The organism is Pseudomonas tremae, from assembly GCF_023278125.1.
In the GTDB taxonomy this organism is placed as follows: Bacteria; Pseudomonadota; Gammaproteobacteria; order Pseudomonadales; family Pseudomonadaceae; genus Aquipseudomonas; species Aquipseudomonas tremae.
On sequence record NZ_CP066270.1, the window covers coordinates 2,970,058 to 2,992,714 of the forward strand.

22 protein-coding genes and 2 tRNA genes are annotated in these 22,657 nt (G+C 57.4%); 13 read left to right on the forward strand and 11 right to left on the reverse strand.

The window, feature by feature from the left end:
* The first annotated feature begins 10 nt into the window (after positions 1 to 10).
* The 3 genes from I9H09_RS13445 to I9H09_RS13455 are packed head-to-tail and all read left to right on the forward strand — an operon-like array spanning position 11 to position 3,949.
* Positions 11 to 1,492: a mannitol dehydrogenase family protein gene (locus tag I9H09_RS13445; RefSeq protein WP_122346421.1), complete on the forward strand. Its 1,482-nt coding sequence runs from the start codon at positions 11 to 13 to the stop codon at positions 1,490 to 1,492.
* Between the two features lie 10 nt (positions 1,493 to 1,502).
* Entirely contained in the window at positions 1,503 to 2,984 is a 1,482-nt protein-coding gene (gene xylB, locus I9H09_RS13450) for a xylulokinase (RefSeq protein WP_024670600.1), read from the forward strand.
* A gap of 26 nt (positions 2,985 to 3,010) precedes the next feature.
* On the forward strand, positions 3,011 to 3,949 hold the full coding sequence (locus I9H09_RS13455) for a carbohydrate kinase family protein (protein WP_024690011.1): 939 nt from the start codon (positions 3,011 to 3,013) through the stop codon (positions 3,947 to 3,949).
* A 214-nt stretch (positions 3,950 to 4,163) separates the two neighbouring features.
* Here I9H09_RS13455 and I9H09_RS13460 read toward each other — a convergent pair whose 3' ends face one another.
* Both I9H09_RS13460 and I9H09_RS13465 read right to left on the reverse strand, forming a co-directional pair.
* Positions 4,164 to 4,718 carry a hypothetical protein gene (locus I9H09_RS13460; protein ID WP_005892989.1) on the reverse strand — a complete coding sequence of 185 codons (555 nt, stop codon included), beginning with the start codon at positions 4,716 to 4,718 and terminating at the stop codon, positions 4,164 to 4,166.
* 179 nt (positions 4,719 to 4,897) lie between these two features.
* The gene (locus I9H09_RS13465) at positions 4,898 to 7,777 is read right to left on the reverse strand and encodes a bifunctional diguanylate cyclase/phosphodiesterase (protein ID WP_236502340.1); all 2,880 of its coding nucleotides are present in this window, start codon (positions 7,775 to 7,777) and stop codon (positions 4,898 to 4,900) included.
* 269 nt (positions 7,778 to 8,046) lie between these two features.
* Between I9H09_RS13465 and I9H09_RS13470 the strand changes: the two genes are divergently transcribed.
* From I9H09_RS13470 to I9H09_RS13480, 3 genes are all read left to right on the forward strand, one after another.
* Positions 8,047 to 9,111 carry an NAD(P)-dependent alcohol dehydrogenase gene (locus I9H09_RS13470; RefSeq protein ID WP_122346422.1) on the forward strand — a complete coding sequence of 355 codons (1,065 nt, stop codon included), beginning with the start codon at positions 8,047 to 8,049 and terminating at the stop codon, positions 9,109 to 9,111.
* Between the two features lie 314 nt (positions 9,112 to 9,425).
* Positions 9,426 to 9,788, forward strand: coding sequence for an NUDIX hydrolase (locus I9H09_RS13475; RefSeq protein WP_005892995.1), 363 nt, complete (start codon positions 9,426 to 9,428; stop codon positions 9,786 to 9,788).
* 124 nt (positions 9,789 to 9,912) lie between these two features.
* Positions 9,913 to 10,974 carry an SDR family oxidoreductase gene (locus I9H09_RS13480; RefSeq protein ID WP_005892996.1) on the forward strand — a complete coding sequence of 354 codons (1,062 nt, stop codon included), beginning with the start codon at positions 9,913 to 9,915 and terminating at the stop codon, positions 10,972 to 10,974.
* Between the two features lie 144 nt (positions 10,975 to 11,118).
* Here I9H09_RS13480 and I9H09_RS13485 read toward each other — a convergent pair.
* Together I9H09_RS13485 and I9H09_RS13490 are read right to left on the reverse strand one after the other, a co-directional pair.
* Positions 11,119 to 11,195: transfer RNA gene (locus I9H09_RS13485), tRNA-Val, on the reverse strand.
* Between the two features lie 167 nt (positions 11,196 to 11,362).
* A tRNA-Val gene (locus I9H09_RS13490) sits at positions 11,363 to 11,439 on the reverse strand.
* Between the two features lie 182 nt (positions 11,440 to 11,621).
* On the opposite strand from I9H09_RS13490, the gene I9H09_RS13495 reads away from it, so the two are divergent.
* Positions 11,622 to 12,905, forward strand: a complete 1,284-nt coding sequence (locus tag I9H09_RS13495) for an NAD(P)/FAD-dependent oxidoreductase (RefSeq protein ID WP_122346423.1) — start codon at positions 11,622 to 11,624, stop codon at positions 12,903 to 12,905.
* A gap of 50 nt (positions 12,906 to 12,955) precedes the next feature.
* On the opposite strand, the gene I9H09_RS13500 is transcribed toward I9H09_RS13495, so the two are convergent.
* Positions 12,956 to 13,651 (reverse strand): hypothetical protein, encoded by a 696-nt coding sequence (locus I9H09_RS13500; RefSeq protein WP_024670595.1) that lies wholly within the window; start codon positions 13,649 to 13,651, stop codon positions 12,956 to 12,958.
* A gap of 219 nt (positions 13,652 to 13,870) precedes the next feature.
* Between I9H09_RS13500 and I9H09_RS13505 the strand changes: the two genes are divergently transcribed.
* Positions 13,871 to 14,050 (forward strand): hypothetical protein, encoded by a 180-nt coding sequence (locus tag I9H09_RS13505; RefSeq protein ID WP_005892999.1) that lies wholly within the window; start codon positions 13,871 to 13,873, stop codon positions 14,048 to 14,050.
* Between the two features lie 100 nt (positions 14,051 to 14,150).
* On the opposite strand, the gene I9H09_RS13510 is transcribed toward I9H09_RS13505, so the two are convergent.
* The gene (locus I9H09_RS13510) at positions 14,151 to 14,906 is read right to left on the reverse strand and encodes a TerC family protein (protein ID WP_122312794.1); all 756 of its coding nucleotides are present in this window, start codon (positions 14,904 to 14,906) and stop codon (positions 14,151 to 14,153) included.
* 34 nt (positions 14,907 to 14,940) lie between these two features.
* On the reverse strand, positions 14,941 to 15,183 hold the full coding sequence (locus I9H09_RS13515; protein ID WP_024670593.1) for a hypothetical protein: 243 nt from the start codon (positions 15,181 to 15,183) through the stop codon (positions 14,941 to 14,943).
* A gap of 132 nt (positions 15,184 to 15,315) precedes the next feature.
* On the opposite strand from I9H09_RS13515, the gene nhaR reads away from it, so the two are divergent.
* Positions 15,316 to 16,218 (forward strand): transcriptional activator NhaR, encoded by a 903-nt coding sequence (gene nhaR / locus I9H09_RS13520; RefSeq protein WP_122346424.1) that lies wholly within the window; start codon positions 15,316 to 15,318, stop codon positions 16,216 to 16,218.
* On the opposite strand, the gene I9H09_RS13525 is transcribed toward nhaR, so the two are convergent.
* Positions 16,215 to 17,369 (reverse strand): MFS transporter, encoded by a 1,155-nt coding sequence (locus I9H09_RS13525; protein ID WP_122346425.1) that lies wholly within the window; start codon positions 17,367 to 17,369, stop codon positions 16,215 to 16,217. The genes nhaR and I9H09_RS13525 overlap by 4 nt on opposite strands.
* A gap of 259 nt (positions 17,370 to 17,628) precedes the next feature.
* Entirely contained in the window at positions 17,629 to 18,138 is a 510-nt protein-coding gene (locus tag I9H09_RS13530; RefSeq protein WP_005893004.1) for a DUF1993 domain-containing protein, read from the reverse strand.
* Positions 18,139 to 18,291: 153 nt separating this feature from the next.
* On the opposite strand from I9H09_RS13530, the gene I9H09_RS13535 reads away from it, so the two are divergent.
* On the forward strand, positions 18,292 to 18,954 hold the full coding sequence (locus tag I9H09_RS13535; protein ID WP_054990715.1) for a YceH family protein: 663 nt from the start codon (positions 18,292 to 18,294) through the stop codon (positions 18,952 to 18,954).
* 33 nt (positions 18,955 to 18,987) lie between these two features.
* On the opposite strand, the gene I9H09_RS13540 is transcribed toward I9H09_RS13535, so the two are convergent.
* On the reverse strand, positions 18,988 to 19,803 hold the full coding sequence (locus I9H09_RS13540) for a shikimate 5-dehydrogenase (RefSeq protein WP_122346426.1): 816 nt from the start codon (positions 19,801 to 19,803) through the stop codon (positions 18,988 to 18,990).
* Between the two features lie 200 nt (positions 19,804 to 20,003).
* Between I9H09_RS13540 and I9H09_RS13545 the strand changes: the two genes are divergently transcribed.
* Complete coding sequence (locus tag I9H09_RS13545) at positions 20,004 to 20,369, forward strand: hypothetical protein (RefSeq protein WP_005893007.1); 366 nt, start codon at positions 20,004 to 20,006, stop codon at positions 20,367 to 20,369.
* A gap of 172 nt (positions 20,370 to 20,541) precedes the next feature.
* On the forward strand, positions 20,542 to 20,724 hold the full coding sequence (locus I9H09_RS13550) for a hypothetical protein (protein ID WP_005893008.1): 183 nt from the start codon (positions 20,542 to 20,544) through the stop codon (positions 20,722 to 20,724).
* A gap of 104 nt (positions 20,725 to 20,828) precedes the next feature.
* On the opposite strand, the gene I9H09_RS13555 is transcribed toward I9H09_RS13550, so the two are convergent.
* Positions 20,829 to 21,389: a hypothetical protein gene (locus I9H09_RS13555; RefSeq protein WP_122312798.1), complete on the reverse strand. Its 561-nt coding sequence runs from the start codon at positions 21,387 to 21,389 to the stop codon at positions 20,829 to 20,831.
* Positions 21,390 to 21,657: 268 nt separating this feature from the next.
* Between I9H09_RS13555 and pbpG the strand changes: the two genes are divergently transcribed.
* Complete coding sequence (gene pbpG, locus I9H09_RS13560) at positions 21,658 to 22,593, forward strand: D-alanyl-D-alanine endopeptidase (RefSeq protein ID WP_413038539.1); 936 nt, start codon at positions 21,658 to 21,660, stop codon at positions 22,591 to 22,593.
* Positions 22,594 to 22,657 lie beyond the last annotated feature (64 nt).

The window sequence follows — 22,657 nt, forward strand, 5'->3', positions numbered from 1 at the left end:
AGAGCCTTTCATGAAACTGAACAAGAACAATCTGTCGCGACTCGATGCAGACATCGCCCTGCCTGACTATGCCGTGGAGAACACCCGTCAAGGGATCGCCCACATCGGCGTCGGCGGTTTTCATCGGGCGCATCAGGCGTTTTATACCGATGCCCTGATGAACAGCGGCGAAGGTTTCGACTGGGGTATCTGTGGCGTGGGCCTGCGCCCCGAAGACAAAGCGGTTCGGGACGCACTGGCGGAGCAGGACTACCTGTACACGCTCTATGAGCTGGGCGACACGCCGGACACCAAAACCCGCATCATTGCTTCGATCAGCGGCATGCTGCTGGCCGAAGACAGCCCGCAGGCGCTGATCGACAAGCTGACCAGCCCGGACATCCGCATCGTCTCGCTGACGATCACCGAAGGCGGTTATTGCATCGACGACAGCAACGGTCAGTTCATGGCCCACCTGCCGCAGATTCAGCATGATCTGGCGAACCCGGAGCAACCGGCGACGGTTTTCGGTTTTCTCTGTGCAGCGCTGGCACGCCGGCGCGCCGAAGGCACGCCGGCCTTCACCCTGATGTCCTGCGATAACCTGCCGCATAACGGCGCGGTGGCCCGCAAGGCACTGCTGGCCTTTGCCGCGTTGCGCGATGCCGATCTGCATGACTGGATCGCTGCAAACGTAAGTTTCCCCAACGCGATGGTTGATCGCATCACGCCCATGACCAGCGCGGCACACCGGCTGCAGCTGGCCGACGAGAAGCACATCGACGATGCCTGGCCCGTGGTCTGTGAACCGTTCGTGCAGTGGGTACTGGAAGACAAGTTCGTCAACGGTCGCCCGGCCTGGGAAAAAGTCGGCGTGCAGTTCACCGATGACGTGACGCCTTATGAGGAAATGAAGATCAAGCTGCTCAATGGCAGCCACCTCGCCCTGACCTATCTGGGCTTTCTGAAAGGCTATCGTTTCGTCCACGAAACCATGAACGACCCGCTGTTCGTCCGCTACATTCGCGCCTATATGGACCTGGACGTGACGCCACAGCTGGCCTCGGTGCCCGGCATCGATCTGGAAGGCTACAAGGACACGCTGATCGAGCGTTTTTCCAATCAGGCCATTGCCGACCAACTGGAGCGGGTCTGCTCGGACGGCTCGTCGAAATTCCCCAAATTCACCATCCCCACGATCAATCGCCTGATCGTCGACCAAGGCAACCTTGAACGTGCTTCGCTGGTGGTAGCTGCGTGGACGCTGTATCTGAAGGGCGTTGACGAAAATGGGGCGGTTTACCGGATTCCCGATCCGCGCGCCGAGTTCTGTCAGGCGCTGGTCGCTGACGACGCCCTGATCACCCAGCGCTTGTTGAGCGTTGAAGAAATATTCGGTCTGGCCATTCCTCAATCGGCCGAATTCGTGGCGGCGTTCGAGCAAAACGTCAATAATCTGCGCGAACTGGGTGTCAGCGGCACTCTGGAAAAACTTCTCGCCAAAGGGCACTGAGGGACACACCATGTTTCTTGGAATCGACTGCGGCACCCAAGGCACCAAGGCGCTGGTGCTTGATGCCGAAAGCGGCAAGGTACTGGGCGAAGGCTCGGCGCCACACAGCCTGATAAGCGACCATAATGGCCGCCGCGAGCAGGACGTGCAGCAATGGCTGGATGCGCTGCAACAGGCCGTCCGCGAGGCACTGGCCCTTGCCGATGTTTCCGGGCAGCAGATTCAGGCCATCGGTGTGTCCGGCCAACAACATGGTCTGGTGCTGCTTGATGATCAAGGGCAGGTGTTGCGTCCGGCCAAATTATGGTGTGACACCGAAACCGCTCCCGAAAACCAGCGCCTGCTGGATTATCTGGGCGGAGCACAAGGCTCGCTGGACCGTCTGGGTCTGGTGATTGCTCCGGGCTACACCGTATCCAAGCTGCTCTGGAGCAAAGAGCAGCATCCGCACGTGTTCGAGCGCATCGACAAGGTGTTACTGCCCCACGACTACCTTAACTACTGGTTGACCGGGCGCAGCTGTACCGAATATGGCGATGCGTCGGGCACAGGCTATTTCAACGTACGTACGCGTGAATGGGACTTGCCACTGTTGGCCCATATCGACCCGAGCGGGCGTCTGGGCAAGGCTCTGCCGCCACTGATCGAAGCTGATCAGCCGGTTGGCACCCTGCGCCCCGAGATCGCCCGATTGCTGGGGCTCAATCCGGACGCGCTGGTTTCCAGTGGCGGTGGCGACAACATGATGGGCGCAATCGGCACCGGCAATATTCAGCCGGGGCTGATCACCATGAGCCTCGGATCGTCAGGCACCCTGTATGCCTATGCCGATCAGGCGCAGGTCAGTGAGCATCAATCTGTCGCGACGTTCTGTTCGTCATCCGGCGGCTGGCTGCCATTGATCTGCACCATGAACCTCACCAACGCAACAACTGCCTTCCGCGAGCTGTTCGCGCTGAGCATCACTGAGTTCAACCAGAAAATCGCCAGTGCCCCGATCGGCGCTGAAGGCGTGCTGGTATTGCCCTTCCTCAACGGCGAACGCGTACCTGCCCTGCCCGACGCCACTGGCAGTATCGTCGGGCTGGACAGTACCAACCTGACCCAGGCCAACCTGTGCAGGGCGGTGGTCGAAGGCACCACCTTCGGTCTTCGCTACGGGCTGGACCTGCTCCGCGACAGCGGCATACGCAGCGAAAAGATCCGCCTGATTGGCGGCGGTTCGAAAAGTGGCGTATGGCGTCAGATAGTGGCAGACATCATGGACACACCGGTGATCTGCACCGACCACTCGGAAGCGGCGGCGCTGGGTGCTGCGATCCAGGCCGCCTGGTGCTGGTCGAAGGCCAGCGGCAAGACCCTGGAACTGCAACAGATATGTGAGCGCTGTGTGAGTCTTGATCAGGCCAGCGAGACCCACCCCGTTGCGCGCAATGTGGCCGCGTACCAGCAGGTCTACCAGTCTTATCAGGCACAAGTACGTAACATCTGACCCCTGTACTTTTTCATGGAGCACTTATGTTTCTGGTTTGCGGCGAAGCACTGTTCGATATTTTCACCCGCGCTGACGACGGCAGCTCGCTCAACAGGCTGGGGTTTGACGCGATAGCCGGTGGCTCACCGTTCAACGTTGCCATCGGCTTGCGCCGTCTGGGCGTGGAAGCAACGTTTTTTGCCGGGATCTCCACCGACTACCTGGGCCGCCGTCTGCGCGCGGTGCTTGAGGAGGAAACGGTCGACACCGCCAATTTGGTCGATTTCGACTCGCCCACTACGCTGGCGATGGTTGCAGTGGGCAATGATGGCTCGCCCACTTACAGCTTCCGCGGTGACGGTTGTGCGGACCGGCAGTTGCGCATGGAACACTTGCCTGAAATGAACGAACACATACGCGCAATTCATGTGGGTTCGTTCTCGTTGGTGGTGCAGCCGATTGCCGACACATTGCTGGCACTGGTGGCTCGCGAAAGCTCTACGCGCCTTATTTCCCTAGACCCCAACGTACGTCTTAACCCTGCGCCGGATATCCAGCGCTGGCGCAGCCAGATTGCCCTGTTTGCCGAGCACGCTCACTTGATCAAGGTAAGCGACGAAGATTTACACCTGCTGTATCCGGAAAGCGACCCACAGCAGATCGCCGAGGGCTGGCTTGGCAAGCGCACGCAACTGGTGATCGTCACACGCGGCACTCAAGGCGCCAGCGTCTTTACCCGCCAGCACGGCACCTGGTCGGTACCGGCCAAAACCGTGGTGACGGCCGATACCGTCGGTGCCGGAGACACGTTCCAGGCCGCCCTGCTGACATTTTTGAGCGAAAGACAGCTGGACACGCCAGAGGGTCTGGCGACTCTGTCTAGAGAAATGCTGGGCGAGATGCTGGAGTTTGCCGTCGGTGCAGCCGCGCTGACCTGCACGAAAGTAGGCCCGGACCTGCCGTATCGGCATCAGTTGGGTTGAAATGGCTTATTAAACGCTACCGCCATGCATCCGCTTCAGCTGTGGTGCATGGACGATAGTCTTGGTGACCACGCTCACTGCCACATTGACAGAGCATTCCAGTCGAGAAGGCCAGAACCCTCTCCTTACAGACTGGACACTCGGATTATGGGAGTGAGCTTACTTACGAAACGGCCATCACAGCTGCCGGACAAGCCACTGAGTTCAGTGGCTGTCAGGCCACCATGCCGGCCTTGATACCTCTGATGCGCGTATTGATATCATCAGCAACATCATTCTGCTTGTCCTTGAGCGCGTCCTGGACTTTCTGGTCGATGGCCAGTTGGTCCTGTGGCGTCATGGCGTCGTAGTTTTTCTGGGTGACGCCCGTCAGCTTCTCGCGCACTTTCTCTTCGGCTGTCTGCTTCAGAGAATCCATGAATTTCTGTTGTACCGAATCCGTCGATGCCGTGTCAGAGGCGCTGGCGGCGTTGGCCACTGAACCGATGAACCCGTTATCGCGGTCTCCCGTCTTCTCCGACAGTGACGTATCACCGGCAGACTTCAGGTTGATCATCATCCGGGCAAAGGATTCGTTGTAACCATTGTTGTCCTGCTTGCTGTCCTGCGATGCTGTATCGCTGGCTTGCGCAACGACCGGTGCCGGACCTGAACTCAGGCCAGCGGAGGCAACCGCGCTGAAAGCATCCTGAGACACCTCATCCACGGTCTTGCGCCCGACGACCGCTCGGGAAACAAGTTGCTCAAGCGCACTAGTGCCAATAATCATTTCTTCACCTCTTGATGAACATGCTGCGCAAGTTCAACAGCAAGTCCAGTGCCAAGTGTGCAATAAACCATCAACCGCTTGATTTCATTGATCTTGATTTGAAGACACAGCACGCCGACCGTCAAAAACCGGGTGTAACTTGCCGACTGCGGCAAGCCTTCGCCGGGAAAACAACGTTGTCAGTCCGATTCGCCGACCGCGTCGAATTTCAGTTGCCCGATGGGCATTGGTGCAGAGAAGTAGTAGCCCTGGGCTTGCGCGGCGCCGATTTCGCGTAGCAACTCCAGGGTTTCAAGGTCTTCGACGCCTTCGGCAACCACTGCCAGGTCAAGGGATTCAGCCATGCGCACGATAGCGCGGACGATGGCCCGGCTGCGCACGCTCGAAACCAATCCAAAAATAAATGACTTGTCGATTTTCAAACCGCTGAAATGGTACTGATGCACGTAGCTGAGGGACGAGAAACCAGCACCGAAATCATCCAGCATGACCGACATGCCCTGCTCTGCCAGCAGCTTCATCGACAGCCGTGCCTGATCCGGATCAGCTACCAGAGCGCCCTCGGTCAGCTCCAGACACAAACGCCGAGGGGCTACCCCGTGCTCGGCAAGCATCGCCAGAACTTCGGCCGAGAAGGTTGGCCGGGTGATGCTGTAGCTGGAACAGTTCACGTGTACAGGCGGCCAATGGCTGTTTTCCGGCTGCGCCAGAATGGTGATGACCTGCTTGAGCATGTAGAGGTCGAGACGTCCGATCAGGCGCAGGCCCTCCAGTGCAGGCAGAAAACTCTCCGGCGCGATGATCTGGCCATCGGGTGTGCGCCAGCGAATCAAAGCCTCGAGCGCTCGCAATTGCCCGGTTTTGACGCAGACAATTGGCTGAAAATAAGGGATCAACTGATCCGTGCATTTCAGCGCGGTGCGCAGTGCACCTTCCTGCTCGACCTGGTCAAGAACCTCTCGGCGCAGTGCCTGATTGAACACCGCGAAGCTGTCACGTCCGCCATTCTTGACCCTATACATGGCCGTATCGGCATCGCGCAGAAGGTCCGCCGGCTCTTGATGGAACTGGCTGTCGGCGCCCACGACGCCAATGCTGCAGGAAGAAAAAACCGTGTGGTCGTCAATCACGAACGGCTGTTCGAACGCGCTCAGAATGCGTTGCGCGATGTCAATGCCGGTCTGCAGCGGCGCATCGATGCTCAGTACCGCAAACTCGTCACCGCCCAGCCGCGCGAGCAAATCACCCTCGCGCATGCAACTGCGCAACCGCTCGGCCGCCTGAATCAGCAGAATGTCACCGCAGTGATGACCAAGACTGTCATTGATCATCTTGAAACGATCCAGATCAATGAACATGACACTCAACTGCTGGCCGCTCAGGCAGAATTCCTGCCAGGCCTGCTTGAGGCGATACTGCAGATGACTGCGATTGGGCAGCCCGGTCAACGAGTCGTGGGCGTTTTCATATTGCAGCCTGGCATTGGCCTGATCGAGCTCGCGGGTCCTGTCGCGCACCCGTGCTTCGAGGCGCAGATTGGCCGTATGGATGGCTTCTGCCGCATTGCGGCGGGACAATGCGGTATCGATATGGCGGGATACAAATGTCAAAAGCTCCTGATCGCGCTGGGTATAGCTGACGTCCTTCGAGTAGCTCTGGACCACCAGCACACCACGCACCTGATCGCCATCGAACAAGGGGATGCCCAGCCAGGAAAAAGAGGGCGTCGGGTCCTTCTGTACTTCGATCTCTCCGAGGCTTTCGAGCCTGCGGGCATCTTGGTAATCGATAAGGCAAGGTCGCCGCTGACCGATCACATACTCCGTGAAGCCTCGCTGCCCGCGCCGGGAGCGAGGCGGTACAGGTCGGTATTCGTCGATGTAATACGGAAACGTCACCTCGCCTGTGGTGCTGTCGTAAAGCGCGATGTAGAAATTCAGTGCAACCAGCAATTCACCGACGATCATGTGCAGGCTGTGGAACAGCTCGTTCATGTCGCCAGGCTGACTGGAAAGCTCGGCAATCTGGAACAGCGCATTCTGCAAATGCTCGGCGCGCTCCCGGTCCTTCACTTCCTGCCTGAGCGCATCGTTGGCTGCGCAGAGCTGCTGCGTGCGCAGTGCCACCATCTGCTCCAGATCGTTGCGTCGCAGCAGACGCTCCAGGGCCATGGCGACATAGCGCGAGACAACCGCGAACAGTGCCCGGTCCTGGGCGCTGTACACACGAGCCACGTCATACACCTGCATCGCCACCATGCCGAACACTTCATCCGAGGCGTTTTTCAACGGAACGCCCATCCAGAACTCGGGGAGACGTCCGTAGCAGAAAAAACGGCCCTCATTTGCAGCCAGTTCGATGCACGAAGCATGAAGAAACAAGGGCTGGCCTGTACTCAGTACATACCCGGTCAGGGAGATCCGCTGAGGATCGATGAACTCGAACGTCTCGGGGGCCATCGCTTCGTCATCGAAACGGTCGATGTAATAGGGGTAGGTGATCTTGCCGCACTGTGCGTCGTATAACGCCACGTAAAAGTTTTCGGCATAGACCAGCGTGCCCAGTTGCTGATGGATACCTTGCAGAAAGGCACCACGATCAAGCGGCGAGCTTGCCAGAAGGCTGATTTCATAAAGCGTCTTCTGGGTATTCTGTGCCCTGATCAATGCAGCCGTCTGCAACAACGCACCCAGCCTGCTGGCCAGTTCCAAAAGTTGCGGATGATCTTTCTCGGCCATCGGTGCCAGCACCCAGCCCAGCGCGCCTTCCCCATGACCGGCGATGCGGCGGTAAAGCTGCAACTGATCACAGAATGCATCGAAGTCCTCTAGCGCGATATGCCCCGGCCATACAACGCGGTCATCCCCCTGACCCAGCAAGCATTTGAGCTCACCTGCTGCGTAGGCCGCCCAGGCGATATCCGGCATGTGCGCTCGCGCTGCGTTCAGAACCGCATCGATGGAGCCATCATCCGAGCCGTCGGAGCTGTCATTCGAAGCCTCTTCGCAATTGGAGACAACGCTCGGGCACAACTCTATGGCCAGATTTGAGACAGTCATTGAAGCACCAGATGCATAAACCGACGGCAGTCATTTTTGAAAACCATGACCAGAGGTGACAAGCGTGTTGCCACATTGTTGCAAAGTTCATTCCTTTTTGGCAGAGCTCTTTCATTCGCTCATGCGGGTATGTGACGCCGGGCACTATCCGGCAACAGGACCGGTCAGATTCAAGTGTGATGTGAAGCCCGTAACAGCCTTGAAGCACACGACGCTGCGCTGCCCCGCGCGGCCTCACGCTCGATTCCCTTACTGAACAGGTGACAGTGATGATCAAGACCTACAGCTATGCAGCGCAATCCGCAAAAGAAGCGCTCAAGCCCTACCAGTTCGAACGCCGTGCTCCGGACGCCGATGATGTGCAGATCGACATTCTCTACTGCGGCGTGTGTCACTCGGACCTGCATACGGCCCGTAATGAATGGCACAACACGCTGTATCCATCGGTTCCCGGTCACGAAATCGTCGGCCGGGTGACAGCGGTCGGCGCCAGCGTCACGCAATTCAAAGTCGGCGATATTGCCGGCGTCGGCTGTATGGTCGACAGCTGCCAGCAATGCGCATCCTGTTCCGATGGTGACGAGCAGTACTGCGAAAGCGGTTTTACCGGTACCTATAACGGCCCGGTATTTGGCGGCAAAAACACCTTTGGTGGTTACTCCGACACGATCGTGGTCAAGGAAAAATTCGCTCTGCGCGTGTCGCACGATGCCAATCTGGCAGCGGTCGCGCCTTTATTGTGCGCAGGCATTACAACCTATTCGCCGCTGCGCCACTGGAAAGTCGGTCCGGGCATGAAAGTGGGTATCGTTGGCCTGGGCGGCCTTGGTCATATGGGTGTGAAGATTGCACACGCGATGGGCGCCCATGTCGTACTTTTCACCACATCCCCCGACAAGCGCGAAGATGGCCTGCGCCTGGGTGCCGATGAGGTAATCGTGTCCAAGGATCCCGAGCAGATGGCAACTCAGGTCAACCGTCTGGACTTCATTCTTAATACAGTCGCTGCGCCTCACGATCTGGATGCCTTCCTGTCACTGCTCAAGCGTGACGGCACCATGACACTGGTGGGCGCACCGGCTGAGCCGCACCCCTCGCCCACCGTTTTCAATCTGATATTCAAGCGCCGCAGCCTGGCGGGCTCGTTGATCGGCGGCATTCAGGAAACCCAGGAGATGCTGGATTTCTGCGCCGAACACGGCATCGTTTCGGACATTGAAGTGATTGCCATGCAGGACATCAACGAAGCTTATGAGCGGATGCTCAAAGGTGACGTCAAGTATCGATTCGTCATTGATATGGCCAGCCTCAAACAGGAAGCGTCTGCTGCCTGAATGTCGCCCTTTTGAACGGAGAATGGGTGCCAGGGACGGCAACTTCTGCAAAAAAACTTCGCCGTACGTCGCACAACAGGAACTGCTCTACCGCATCTTCACACTTACGTCCCATACTCTGAAAACATATCAGCGATCACACGCCGTTTTGATGGCGCCTATGCCTGTCCTGAAACTTCCCCGGCGATGGACAGCTGATAACAATGAACTTTTTATTACAATTCAGTGACTACAACTTAGCCCCAATGGGGTCTCAAGTTCACAGAGTCCTTGCAGATATTGATGTGAATGGACGTTTAACAGGTGAATGGATTATGAAACAGCGCGCGACAGTCATCTGCAAACGTGACGGCCAAGTGCTTTACGTACGCAAACCGAAATCCAGATGGGCGTTGCCTGGTGGCAAGATCGAATCCGGAGAAACACCCGTTCAAGCCGCGGTACGCGAATTGAGCGAGGAAACCGGCCTTGAGAATCTCGACCTGCTGTACCTTGCGGCCTATGAAAAAGACAAAGTCACTCACTATGTCTTCGTCACGCAGGTTCCCAGCTCCATCGAGCCCTCGCCGCAAAACGAAATTTCCGCCTGCAAATGGTTTGCGCCGAAAAACCTTGGCGACCTCAAAGCCAGCAGCGCTACCAAGACCATCGTCAAATCATACGCCCTGCAAGCCTGAGCCTTGCCAGGCAAGACAGGCGGCATTAAAGGGAACTGCACTGATCGGGTTGAACCGCTGGGCCTGATGCTGTTCTGAAGCAGCAGACGGTCCATTTACTTCACCCCCGTCTCAGGAGATCCCCATGACTCAGACCGCCCTGGTTGTTGGCGCAAGTGGCATTGTCGGCAGTGCAATCACCCAATTGTTGCTTGAACATGATTGGCAGGTAGCCACGCTCTCCCGCAATCCATCGGCCCGACCCGGCGTGATTCCGGTTTCCGCCGACCTTCAAAACCCCGAGTCCGTCAACGCAGCGCTGGCAGATCTGAAGCCCACTCACGTCTTTATTACCACCTGGTCGCGTCAGGCCACCGAAGCTGAAAATATCCGCGTCAACGCCGCCATGGTGCGCAATGTGCTGGATGCTCTCCGGCCTGCAGGCAGTGTGCAGCACGTGGCACTGGTCACCGGGCTCAAGCACTACCTCGGCCCGTTTGAGGCTTACGGTAAAGGCACGCTGCCGCAAACTCCGTTCCGGGAAACTCAGGCGCGCCTGGACATCGAAAACTTCTACTACGCGCAGGAAGACGAAGTCTTTGCCGCTGCCGAGAAGGATGGCTTTACCTGGAGCGTGCATCGCCCACACACCGTGACAGGCGTCGCCGTCGGCAACGCCATGAACATGGCGACCACACTGGCTGTCTACGCTTCCATCTGCAAGGCCACTGGCCGGCCATTTGTGTTCCCCGGCTCGCGCGTGCAGTGGGACAGCCTGACCGACATGACCGATGCGCGTCAGCTGGCCCATCAGCAGTTGTGGGCTGCCACGACACCGGCGGCAGCTAATCAGGCTTTCAACATCACCAACGGGGATGTATTTCGCTGGAGCTGGATGTGGGGCCAGATCGCTGAATACTTTGGTATCGAGCCTGCAGCCTTCCCGAATCAGCCTGCCCCGCTGGAAACCCAGATGGCCAATGACCAGGCAGCATGGACGGACATCGTCCGTGAGCATCAGCTCAAGGAAGCGGATATCAACCGACTGATCTCACCGTGGCACACCGACGCCGACCTGGGTCGTCCGATCGAAGTGGTCACAGACATGTCGAAAAGCCGCAAACTGGGCTTCACTGCGTTCCAGGCAAGCGATGATGCGTTTTTCAATGTCTTCGAGAAACTGCGTAGTGACCGGCTTATTCCCTGAGACAGGGTGACTGCTGGTCTGACGACTTCCTTGCCAGCAGCTGGCATGGGAGTCACCATCGCTCAGCGTAAAAAGCGCACAACAAAAAAGGGTCAACCTCTCGGTTGACCCTCTTTTTTACCGCCCAGCAGAGCGGATTTTGTTTGGTAGGCGCGATTGGACTCGAACCAACGACCCCCACCATGTCAAGGTGGTGCTCTAACCAACTGAGCTACGTGCCTGCTGTGGGTCGGCATTCTACGGATATTCGAATACCTGTCAAATTCTTTTTTGCAGTAACTCTCTGAATAATTGAAAATTTTTAGCCTGGTCAACAAACGCAAAACATAAAAAAGGGCCAACCTTTCGGTTGACCCTTTTTTCACCGCCCAGCAGAGCGGATTTTGTCTGGTAGGCGCGATTGGACTCGAACCAACGACCCCCACCATGTCAAGGTGGTGCTCTAACCAACTGAGCTACGTGCCTGCTGTGGATCGACATTCTACGGATATAGACATATATGTCAACCTGTTTTTTGCCTAACCCTATGAATTAAAGCGTTTTTTGAGAAATTCTGCGCCTCGACTGTTTTCGCCGGACGCTGGCAGAGCCTTGGCATCTCGGGTACGATCAGCGCCATCGTCAAGAATATTAAACGGAGCATCAGGATGGCAAATACGCCCTATCCTCAGTCCTATTACGCCGCTTCAGCCAACGCTGCGCCGCAACGCCCGGCCCTGCAAGGCGAGGTCGAAACCGACGTGTGCGTCATAGGTGCCGGCTACACCGGCCTGTCCAGCGCCCTGTTCCTGCTGGAGAACGGGTTCCGGGTGACGGTGCTCGAAGCAGCAAAGGTCGGGTTTGGCGCATCCGGGCGTAACGGTGGTCAGATCGTCAACAGTTACAGCCGTGACATCGATGTGATCGAACGCACGGTGGGCCCACGCCAGGCGCAGCTCTTGGGGCAAATGGCTTTTGAAGGCGGGGCCATCATTCGTGACCGGGTTTCGCGCTATGGCATTCAGTGCGACCTCAAGGATGGCGGCGTTTTTGCAGCCATCACCAGCAAGCAACTGGCGCATCTGGAAGCTCAGCAGCGATTGTGGGAGCGCTACGGCCACAGCAAACTCGAGTTGATGGATAAGCGAAGGATCAACGAGGTGGTGGCCTGCGACCAGTACATTGGTGGTTTGCTGGACATGACCGGCGGTCATATTCACCCCCTCAATCTGGCGTTGGGTGAAGCTGCTGCCGTTGAAACGCTGGGCGGTACGATCTACGAGCAATCTGCAGCAATCCGCATCGAGCGCGGTGCCAGCCCGGTGGTTCATACCGAGCAGGGCAAAGTCCGGGCGAAGTTCATTATCGTCGCGGGCAATGCCTATCTGGGCAATCTGGTCCCGGAGCTGGCTGCGAAATCGATGCCGTGCGGCACCCAGGTCATTGCCACCGAGCCGTTGAGCGATGAGCTGGCTAAAACCCTGTTGCCGCAGGATTACTGCGTCGAGGACTGCAATTACCTGCTGGATTACTACCGACTCAGTGCCGACAAGCGCTTGATCTTTGGCGGTGGCGTGGTCTATGGCGCGAGAGATCCGGCCAATATCGAGGCGATTATCCGGCCGAAAATGCTCAAGGCGTTCCCGCAACTCAAGAACGTCAAGATCGACTACGCCTGGACCGGTAACTTTCTGCTAACCCTGTCGCGCCTGCCGCAGGTTGGAAGGCTCGGCGAAAATATCTACTACTCACAGGGTTGCAGCGGGCATGGCGTGACATACACCCACCTGGCGGGCAAGGTGCTTGCCGAGGCGCTGCGCGGTCAGGCCGAGCGTTTCGATGCATTCGCCGACCTGCCCCACTACCCCTTCCCTGGTGGCCAGATGCTGCGCACGCCGCTCACTGCATTGGGCGCGTGGTATTACAGCCTGCGTGATCGACTGGGATTCTGACCGACAACCCGCAGATCAACGGCACCTTCAAGGTGCCGTTTTTGTTGATTTCATTTAACGCCACGCTCCAGCGTTCTTCTGGCCTCGCCTGCCGCCTGCTCCTGACCCGCCTTTGCCAGCGCGTCGGCCGCCTGCAGCCATCGTTGATGATCGACATTCGCAGGCAACTGGCGAGGTGATTGCACCAGCACCGCCCAACCGCCTGCGTCTTGCCAGGCTGAGGCAAAGCTGCTGAAGCTCATCGAGTAACGACGGTCCATTCCCGCGTTCAGCAAGACGGTTTGCTTGATCCGGTTGTAGCCGATCAGCACCGCATAACGCGGCCCTTTCCAGAACGCGGAACCCTGCGCAAAACGCAGCATGACCGGGTAGCCTGCCGAAACCTGAGCCAGCAGCTCCTGCAACTGGCTGTCGAGCGGGTAGACCATGAAGCCATATTCCCTCGCGACCTTCTGCATGTTCTGCTCCAGCCGGTCTTCGGCACCGGGCAGTTGCAGTGGTTTGTCGAGCAGACCTGGAGTGGTCTGTACCTGCTGATTGGCCAGCATGCTTGCCAGCACCATTGGCCCGCTCTGGTACGCGTTACCCCGGAAGAACGGCACCGACGTCAGTTCGACACGGTCAGGCAGGCGTTTCATCTGCGTCGTAACCATGGATGAACAACCAGCAAGGCTGATGATCAAGGCCAGCACCAGCCATGAACGTCTGGCGCCAGCGGCGCCGTCAATTAAAGAATCCGACAACATGCTTACTCACTTCAACTGATGTCGGGCAACCTGCGACCCGACCTAGGCTCGGATAATAGAGCCGTCCGGGGCTCGGGTATAGCGTTGTGCAGAGGCCCGTTGAGCGGTCCGCAACTAAATCGGTCATAGCCCGATGCCATTGGTCAACTAACCGAAACATGCTTCGTACTAGAATGTCAGTTATCAAGACCGTAGCAAAAGCAGGATGTGGAGGCACTTATGAGCCTGGAACTGACAATCGTGATGCTGATCGCTTCGTGGCTTGCTGTGTCGAGCGCCATGCTGTGGGGGGTAATGCGCATCTCGCGTCGCCATCATCCACGCAGCAGCAGGCCGCTCTTGGTGCAGAAACCCGATCTGACAAAACATGTAAAAAGGCAATCTGCCGTGGCTGGCTGAACACGCTCGCCATGCCAGGGCCTACGCAGACGATGCCTTGAACGCAAAACGGTCGACTCAGTTGCCTGGGTCGACCGTTTTTTTTCAGCCAGTTCGTCTATCAGCCATGTGATAAACGAGCAGCCTTTCGGCGTCTTGCTCTGCGTACCAGCATGTTCAGGCCTTCAATGGCGGCCGAGAACGTCATGGCAGCGTAGATATAACCTTTCGGTACGTGGGCACCAAACCCTTCGGCAATCAACGTCATACCGATCATGATCAGGAAGCCCAGCGCCAGCATGACTACCGTAGGGTTGTCATTGATGAACTTGGCCAGAGGGTTTGCAGCTACCAGCATCACCACCACGGCGCTCACTACCGCAATGATCATGATAGGCAAATGCTCGGTCATGCCCACAGCGGTGATGATACTGTCGATAGAGAACACCAGGTCCAGCATAAGGATCTGCACGATCGCCGCGCCCATACTCAACGCCACCACCGAACCGAGGGCTTTCTCTTCGTTCGTCTTGACGTCCATGCTGTGGTGAATCTCAGTGGTCGCCTTCCAGACCAGGAACAGGCCACCGGCAACCAGAATCATGTCTTTCCAGGAGAACGCCTTACCGAACACCTCGAACACAGGTTCTGTCAGTTGCACGATATAGGCGACAGTGCTGAGCAGGCCCAGACGCATGACCAGCGCCATGCCGATGCCAAGCTTGCGGGCCTTTTCTCGCTGATGTTCCGGGAGCTTGTTGGTGATGATCGAAATGAAGATCAGGTTATCGATGCCCAGCACGACTTCCATCACAACCAGTGTCGCAAGGGCGATCCAGGCTGCCGGACTTGTCACGAGTTCCAATAGGTATTCCATAAATCACTGCCCTGCCTGAGCCAATAGTTTCACGTTAGATTTCTTTATCGGACTTTTTATCGTTTTCAGCCGAGCCTGGTAGCGGCTCGAGTACTGAAAGTTCCTGTTCGGCCTCGTCAAGCAACTGGGTGGCGGCTTTGTGAGTATCGTCTACTGCTTGTTTCGCCGTATTTGCAGCGGTATCAAGCACCTGCTTTGTCGACGACTCTATCTGATCGCATCCCGCTATGACCACCAGCGAACAGCTCAAAAATGCAGCACAAATGGATTTATTCATGGATTCCTCACCAGACAAGGCCGGACGATATTTCTGGTCCGGCGTTAGAGGCGCATTCTAGACATCTTGAAACATCAGGAAAATTCGATTTTATAACGCGTATACTTCGGTTTTACCGAATCGGCGATTCTTATGCTCAACTACCGTCAGTTGCACTATTTCTGGGTGGTGGCCAAAACCGGAAGCATCGTGCGCGCTTGCGAGCAGTTGAACCTGACCGCTCAGACCGTCAGCGGACAGATCAGCCTGCTGGAGGCTTCACTGGGCGTTGATCTGTTCCAGCGCGTAGGTCGACAACTGGAAATGACCGAAGCTGGCCGACTCGCCCTACCCTATGCAGAGCAGATGTTTCAACTGGGTAATGAGCTGGAAAACCTGCTGCGCTCGCAACCGGATGAACAACAGTTGCTGTTTCGTATCGGCGTCGCGGATGTGGTGCCCAAATCAATTGTGTATCGATTGATTTCACCGACCATGAACCTGCAGGAATCCATCCGCATCACCTGCCGGGAAGACAAGCTGGACCGGCTGCTGGCGGACCTGGCAATTCAGCGCCTTGACCTGGTGATCTCGGACAGCCCCATGCCGCCGCATCTGGACATAAAGGGCTACAGCCACAAACTGGGCGAGTGTGGGGTCAGCTTCTTCGCGACTCGTGAAGTGGCCGAACGCGTTGGCGACGACTTTCCGCAGTGCCTGCACGGCGCGCCGTTGTTGATTCCGGGTCAGGAAACGGTGGTGCGCGGCAGGCTGATGCGCTGGTTTGCCGAGCAGAAGATTCAGCCGCGTATTGTCGGCGAGTTCGATGACAGTGCGCTGATGAAAGCTTTCGGCAAGTCCGGCAGCGGCATCTTCGTCGCGCCGAGTGTGATCGCCGCTGAAGTACAGAGCCAGTATGCGGTGCAGGTGATAGGCCAGACCGACGCCGTGACCGAGTCCTTCTATGCCATCACCGTTGAGCGCAAGGTCAAGCACCCCGGCATTGTCGCCATCGCCGAAAGTGCTCGAAACCAGCTGTTTACCGACGCAGGTTAAACAGCGAGCGGACCACGATCATGCTTGATCAGTAACAGTGCAAGCACGATGGCCAGAACGATGATGCCGGCGGCAGCGAAACCGACGCTGCCCAGCCCCAAGTGATCAATGACCCTGCCGCCGATTACCGCACCGATGCCGATGCCCAGGTTGGCACCTGCAATGTTCAACGACGCCGCGAACGCGGGTGCCTCGGGCGCTGCCTTGATCAGACGTACATGACTAACCAGAAACAGCGCGGCCTGAGTGATGCCCCACACCGCCAACGCAAGGGCCAGCGCTATCACCGACTGGATGCTGGGCACCACTGCGATCATGCTGACCACCATAAAGGCGCAAAACACCAGGCTGGCGATCAGCGGATGACGGTCGACCATACGCCCGCCCAGAGAATTGCCGAGCAGACCGACTGCGCCGAACCCCATCAGGCACCAGCCGACCAGATTGCCATCAAAACCGGCCAGACGTTCGAGCATGTCCGCCAGATAGGTATAAGCAGTGAACATGCCGCTGAATACGAGTACCGACAGCAACACGTGACCTTGCATTATCGGGCTGCGCAAAATGCCTAATTGTTTGAGGATTGAAACCGGGTTTTTCTTCGCAGCGGTTCGTGGCAGATAAACTGCCAGCAGCAGCGCCTTGGCAAACGCCAGGCCCGCCAGCATGAAAAATGCGCTGCGCCAGCCGAACGCATCAGAGATCAGGGTGCCCACGGGAATGCCGAATACGGTGGCACAGACGATCCCGAAACCGATTTTGGCAATGGCTCGTCCAGCGAATTCCGGGCCGACGATGTCCACTGCGGTCTCACTGGCCAACGCCCAGAATACGGGCAACCCCAGCGCGGGAACCAGGCGCGCAACACCCATGACGGCAATGTCGGGCGCCAGCGCTGCCAGGGCATTGGAAAATCCGAACAGGATCAGAATGCTGATAAACAGACGCTTGCGCTCGAAGCGCGAGAAATACGCGGTCAGAAACGGCCCGAAGGCGGCAACGGTAAACGCAAACAGCGTCACCAGCAGTCCGGCCTGAGAAACCGTGACATCCAGGTCACGGGCGACCGCAGGTAAAAGACCGACAATAATGAACTCTGTGGTCAGCACGGTAAAACCGGCGGCTGACAACAGCAGTATGGGCAACAGCATGAACACTCCAGAACAACGACACAGGCTGCCGGACAGCAGGGCCTGAGGGGGGACTCAAAACAGGATGTAACGTATGTCGCTCAGTACGTCCGGCACGACAGCGGACTTTACCGAAGCGCTGGCTTTAATGGCACTGCATCTCGTTCGGCCTGAAGCAAGCGTCAAAGGCCCACGCGCGCAGCGTGTGGGAATCTGCATAACCTCAGGCCAGTCTTCCGGGCTTTCAGCACTTGGGCCCGGTCAACTCACACAAGAACGATTAAAACTTGCCCATGAAATCACGCTTGCCGATTTCGACGCCATTGTGGCGCAGCAGGTTGTAAGCGGTGGTGACGTGGAAAAAGAACTGCGGCAAGGCATAGCTGAGCAAGTAAGCCTGACCGTTAAGACGTTTTTCCTTTTCGGTGCCTGGGCGCAGCACGATCTCGATACCTTCCTTTCCATCAACCTGCTCGGGCGTGATGCTGCCGATGAAGGCGAGGGTCTTGGCCAGCAATGCCTGCAACTCTTCGAAGGTGGTTTCGGTGTCTTCGTATTGCGGGATCTCGACACCGGCCAGACGAGCCGAGGCCCCCTTGGCGAAATCGACGGCAATCTGCACCTGGCGGGTAAACGGCAGCATGTCCGGGAACAGTCGGGCCTGCAACAACGCGGGTGACTGGATCTTCTTCTCGGTCGCGTGGGCTTCAGCCTTGGTCAGAACGTCGCTCAGCGCATTGAGCATTTGCTGAAAGACAGGAATGGAAGCGGCGTACAGGGAAATAGACATGACGTATCCTGAATGAGAAAGGCGCAATTATAGACCGTCCTGACGCAAAACAGCGTGACACTTTCACTGTGGGTGCAGATGCCTGCAGCAGGTGCTGGCAATAATTCCTGCCACACCCTACGCTGATCCCCCGCCATCACTCAGGGAAGCGTCATGTCCATTGAACCCTCCACCACCGAATCCTCCACCAATGCCGAGGCGTTGCAGCTGAACAGTACAGAGGTGCGCATTCTTGGCTGCCTGATCGAGAAGCAGGCGACCCATCCGGAAACGTACCCGCTGACCCTCAATGCTCTGGTCATTGCCTGCAACCAGAAAACCAGCCGCGATCCGGTGATGAACCTTACCCCGGGCCAGGTTGGCCAAAGCCTGCGTGCGCTGGAAGGCCGTGGCCTGACCCGGTTGGTGATGGGCAGCCGCGCTGATCGCTGGGAGCACCGGGTCGACAAAGGCCTGGAACTGGTACCCGCGCAGGTTATCCTCAGCGGTCTGTTACTGCTGCGCGGTCCGCAAACCGTCAACGAGCTGCTCACTCGCAGTAACCGCATGCATGATTTCGAGGACAGCGAGCAAGTCGTCCATCAACTGGAACGCTTGATCGCCAGAGGCCTGGCGACTCTGGTGCCTCGCCAGTCAGGCCAGCGCGAGGACCGCTACATGCACCTGATGGGTGACCCCTCCGACCTGCAGGAGCTCCTTGCATCCCGGCAACAAGCGCCAGAGCGCAGCACGATCAGCCCTGCCGCAAACCAGCGCATCGATGAGCTGGAAGCACGTGTCGCCGCACTTGAAGAACGCTTGGCCAGGCTGGAGTAGACAGCACGCCCTGCCCTTGCGGACAGAGTGTCATCAGCCGGCTCTGGCAAAAGCCGCTGCTCGCTGATACTGCTCATCTGTAGGGCGAACACCGGTGTAAAGCACAAACTGCTCGAGCGCCTGGATCGCTGCCACTTCGTCACCGCTGATGACGCGTTTGCCCGATTGAAGGGCGGCACGTATCAGCGGGGTATCGGCCGGCGTCGCCACAACATCGAAGATCGTTTCTGCAGCATCAATGGCCTGTTGTTCAAACGCCAATTCGGCAGACTGTGCCCCCTGCATCCCCAATGGGGTGACGTTAACCAGCAAAGGCGGACGCGCTGCACCCAATTGCGCCTGCCAGCGGAAACCACAGGCTTCTGCCAGCCTTCTGCCTGCACTTTCATTGCGCGCAACAATCAGACCGTCGATGAAACCGGCGTCACGTAGCGCGAATGCGACCGCCTTGGCCATGCCGCCACTGCCACGCAGAGCGAATTCGCTACGCGGTACGGCATGGCTGTCCATCAACTGCGCAACAGCGATGTAATCGGTATTGAACGCCTTCAAGTGCCCATCAGTGTTGACAATGGTATTGATCGACTGGATGGCCGCGGCAGAGGCATCCAGTTCATCGACCAGTTCTATGCAAGCCTCCTTGAACGGCATCGACACTGCACTGCCGCGAATCCCCAGCGAACGTATACCCGCCACGGCTGCGGCCAGATCATTGGGCGAAAATGTCTTGTAATAGAAGTTGAGACCCAACTGCTGGAAAAGGTGATTGTGAAAACGAACGCCGAAGTTCCCCGGGCGTGCGGCCATGGACATACACAAATGCGTGTCCCTGTCAGCCGTTACAAGCATGCTGTTTCCTCCAGACGGTAATGGCTTGAATCTTCGACAAAAGCGTAAGCTATGCAGCCATGAATAGTGAAACGCACCTTACATAAAATTTACTCAGCGCTTTCGCAGATTCTTACAATTTCGGTGTCATAGTGTTATCCCGTGGCAGTGCTTGAGAATGATGCAGGCGCGCGACAACGGGTTGAGAGCGAGGAACAGTCATGATTCGTCAAATCCCCAAAATTGCCTTGTTTGTAGGTGCATTGGCCATTGCTGGCCAGGCGAATGCTGACCGTGGCTGGGGTGGCCCTGCCGTGGTGGGTGCTATCGTAGGCGCTGCCGTTGTCGGGGCGGCGGTATCTTCAAGCCATGACAGGACGGTTTACGTAGAGCGTGAGCCTGTCTATGTACAGCAGCGGCCGGTCTACTACGCACCGCCGCCGGTTTACTACCAGCCGGCGCCTGTGTATCAGGTTGTCGAGCGCTACCCGCCACCGCCGCCTCCAGGCTATTACTACCATCGCTATGGCCCACCGCCACCTCCAGGCCCGGGCTATTACTACGGCCCGCCACGCGGTCGCTGGTAACAGAACAAAAAACCCGCCTTTTCAGGCGGGTTTTTCGTTGATGTGCGCACAACATTGCCTACCGTTGCAATGCAGCCAACCGTTGTTGACATCAATGACCACTATTGAGAGCGTCGATTTCTACCTGACCTGCTCGCCCCCTACAGTAGCGACATGGATTGAGGAGGCAGTTATGAACAAGGTAAACATCATGTCCGTCGTCGGCAGCGCAGTGCCTGAATCGCTCAGAGCACGAGGTCTTCTGGCCTGCTGGTATCTGATTCAGGATGGCGAACCGGTCAGCGGCCCGCTCGCATCCCTGCCTGTCGCAGAAGCGCTGTCCAGGCAAATGCAGTGCCGCCCCCTCAACAGCTGATTTTTCAGAAACTCGTGTGTAGCCCTGTACATCCCCTTGCCCGCCTCTCTCTAGGCGGGTTTTTTATGGCTATCAGTCTTGCCGTCCCGCCTGCAATTAACCTCTCAGACGCGCTCGGCCATGGCCGCGTTGACCTGACAGCGATGGGTCAGCTTTTGCAGGCGCTTCTCCAGTGCCAAGAACACCACGCGGTCGTTGCGCCCGCTGTCTAGTTCGTCGATCAGGTCATTGGCTACCTGCCGCAATTCATACGCCAGCACCACACGGTCGTCATTGAGGTCTTGCTTGTGAGACTCGAACAGGCGGTGCAAGTAGTCCTGCAAGGTAAATTTCAGACTGTGCCGGTCGCTGGCACGCAAGTGAGCCAGGTTCAGGCTGATACGACCCTGCAGTTCGCTCAACTCGCCACACAGGTACTGCATGCGGCGCGCATAGCCCACTTCGCGATCACGCAACTGCTTGTGGGCCAACTCTGCGTCCTGCTTGCGCTGGATGGCCGGGACCGTAATGGCAACCATCAACCCGACTATCAGGCCGATGGCCTGCATCCAGCCAGCCCAGTCGGACGGGCGTGAGGTAAACCCTGCACCCAGCAACAGCACAACAACCAGCGAGGCAACGATTACCAGTACCAGATAATCCCTGCCGATAAACCCCTTGAGCATTGCATGACTCCTTGAATCGCTGACCTGAATGGCATGGAATGCTAATCGGTGCAGGCCGCGCGCACCACGAATATTAAAACTCTTGAGTGTTTTTAGACTGCTTTGTGAGCAAAAAGCCACTTAACGACTGCTTAACGGAAGCCCGATTCCCGTATTTATAAGTGAATTACCCTGCCCAGCCATCGACACACGACAAAGTCTGCTCATAAAATGCAGCCTTTTGACGCGATCCCTTCCATTAACACACTTTATCGAGTGAGCCTTGCTCTTGAAAATTCGTCTGTCTGTTCTGGGCCTATTATGTGTACTTACAGGTCCGGTATTTACTACACCCGCATTTGCCAATGAAACCGCCGCGCTGAACCGTGCCCCCTCCAACCTGCACCTTGCCTCCGGCAGCGCACTGGTCGTCGATTTGCAGACTGACAAAGTGCTGTACTCCAGTAACCCGGACGTCATCGTACCGATCGCTTCGGTGACCAAGCTAATGACCGCCATGGTCGTGCTCGACGCCAAACAATCGATGGATGAAGTGATTCCGGTCAATATCTCCCAGACACCGGAAATGAAAGGCGTCTTTTCACGCGTCAAACTCGGCAGCGAAATGAACCGCCGGGACATGCTGCTGATCACCCTGATGTCCTCGGAAAACCGTGCTGCCGCCAGCCTCGCGCATAGCTACCCCGGTGGTTACCCGGCGTTCATTCTGGCCATGAATGCAAAGGCCAAGGCGCTGGGCATGAAGCACACCGCCTATGTCGAACCCACCGGCCTGTCGGTGTTCAACGTGTCGACTGCCCGCGACCTCACCAAGCTGGTGATGGCGGCGCGCAAATACCCGATGATCAGTGAACTGAGCACCACCGAGCAGAAAACGGTCACGTTTCGCAAACCGACCTACACGCTAGGCTTCAGCAACACCGACCATCTGGTGCGTAAGGACAACTGGGACATCAAGCTGACCAAGACCGGCTTCACCAATCAGGCAGGTCACTGCCTGGTGCTGCTGACTTCCATGGCTAATCGTCCTGTATCCGTGGTCATCCTCGACGCGTTCGGCAAGTACACCCACTTCGCCGACGCCAGTCGTATCCGCAAGTGGCTGGAAACCGGCCAAAGCGGTCCGGCACCGGAAGTCGCGCTGCAGTACAAGAAAGAGAAGAATCTGGTCATGAAGCAGACCGGTATTCAGGCCAAGGACTGACCGGCTCGGTAAGTGGAATGAAAAACGGTCGCGATGCTTGCACATCGCGACCGCTTTATTTACC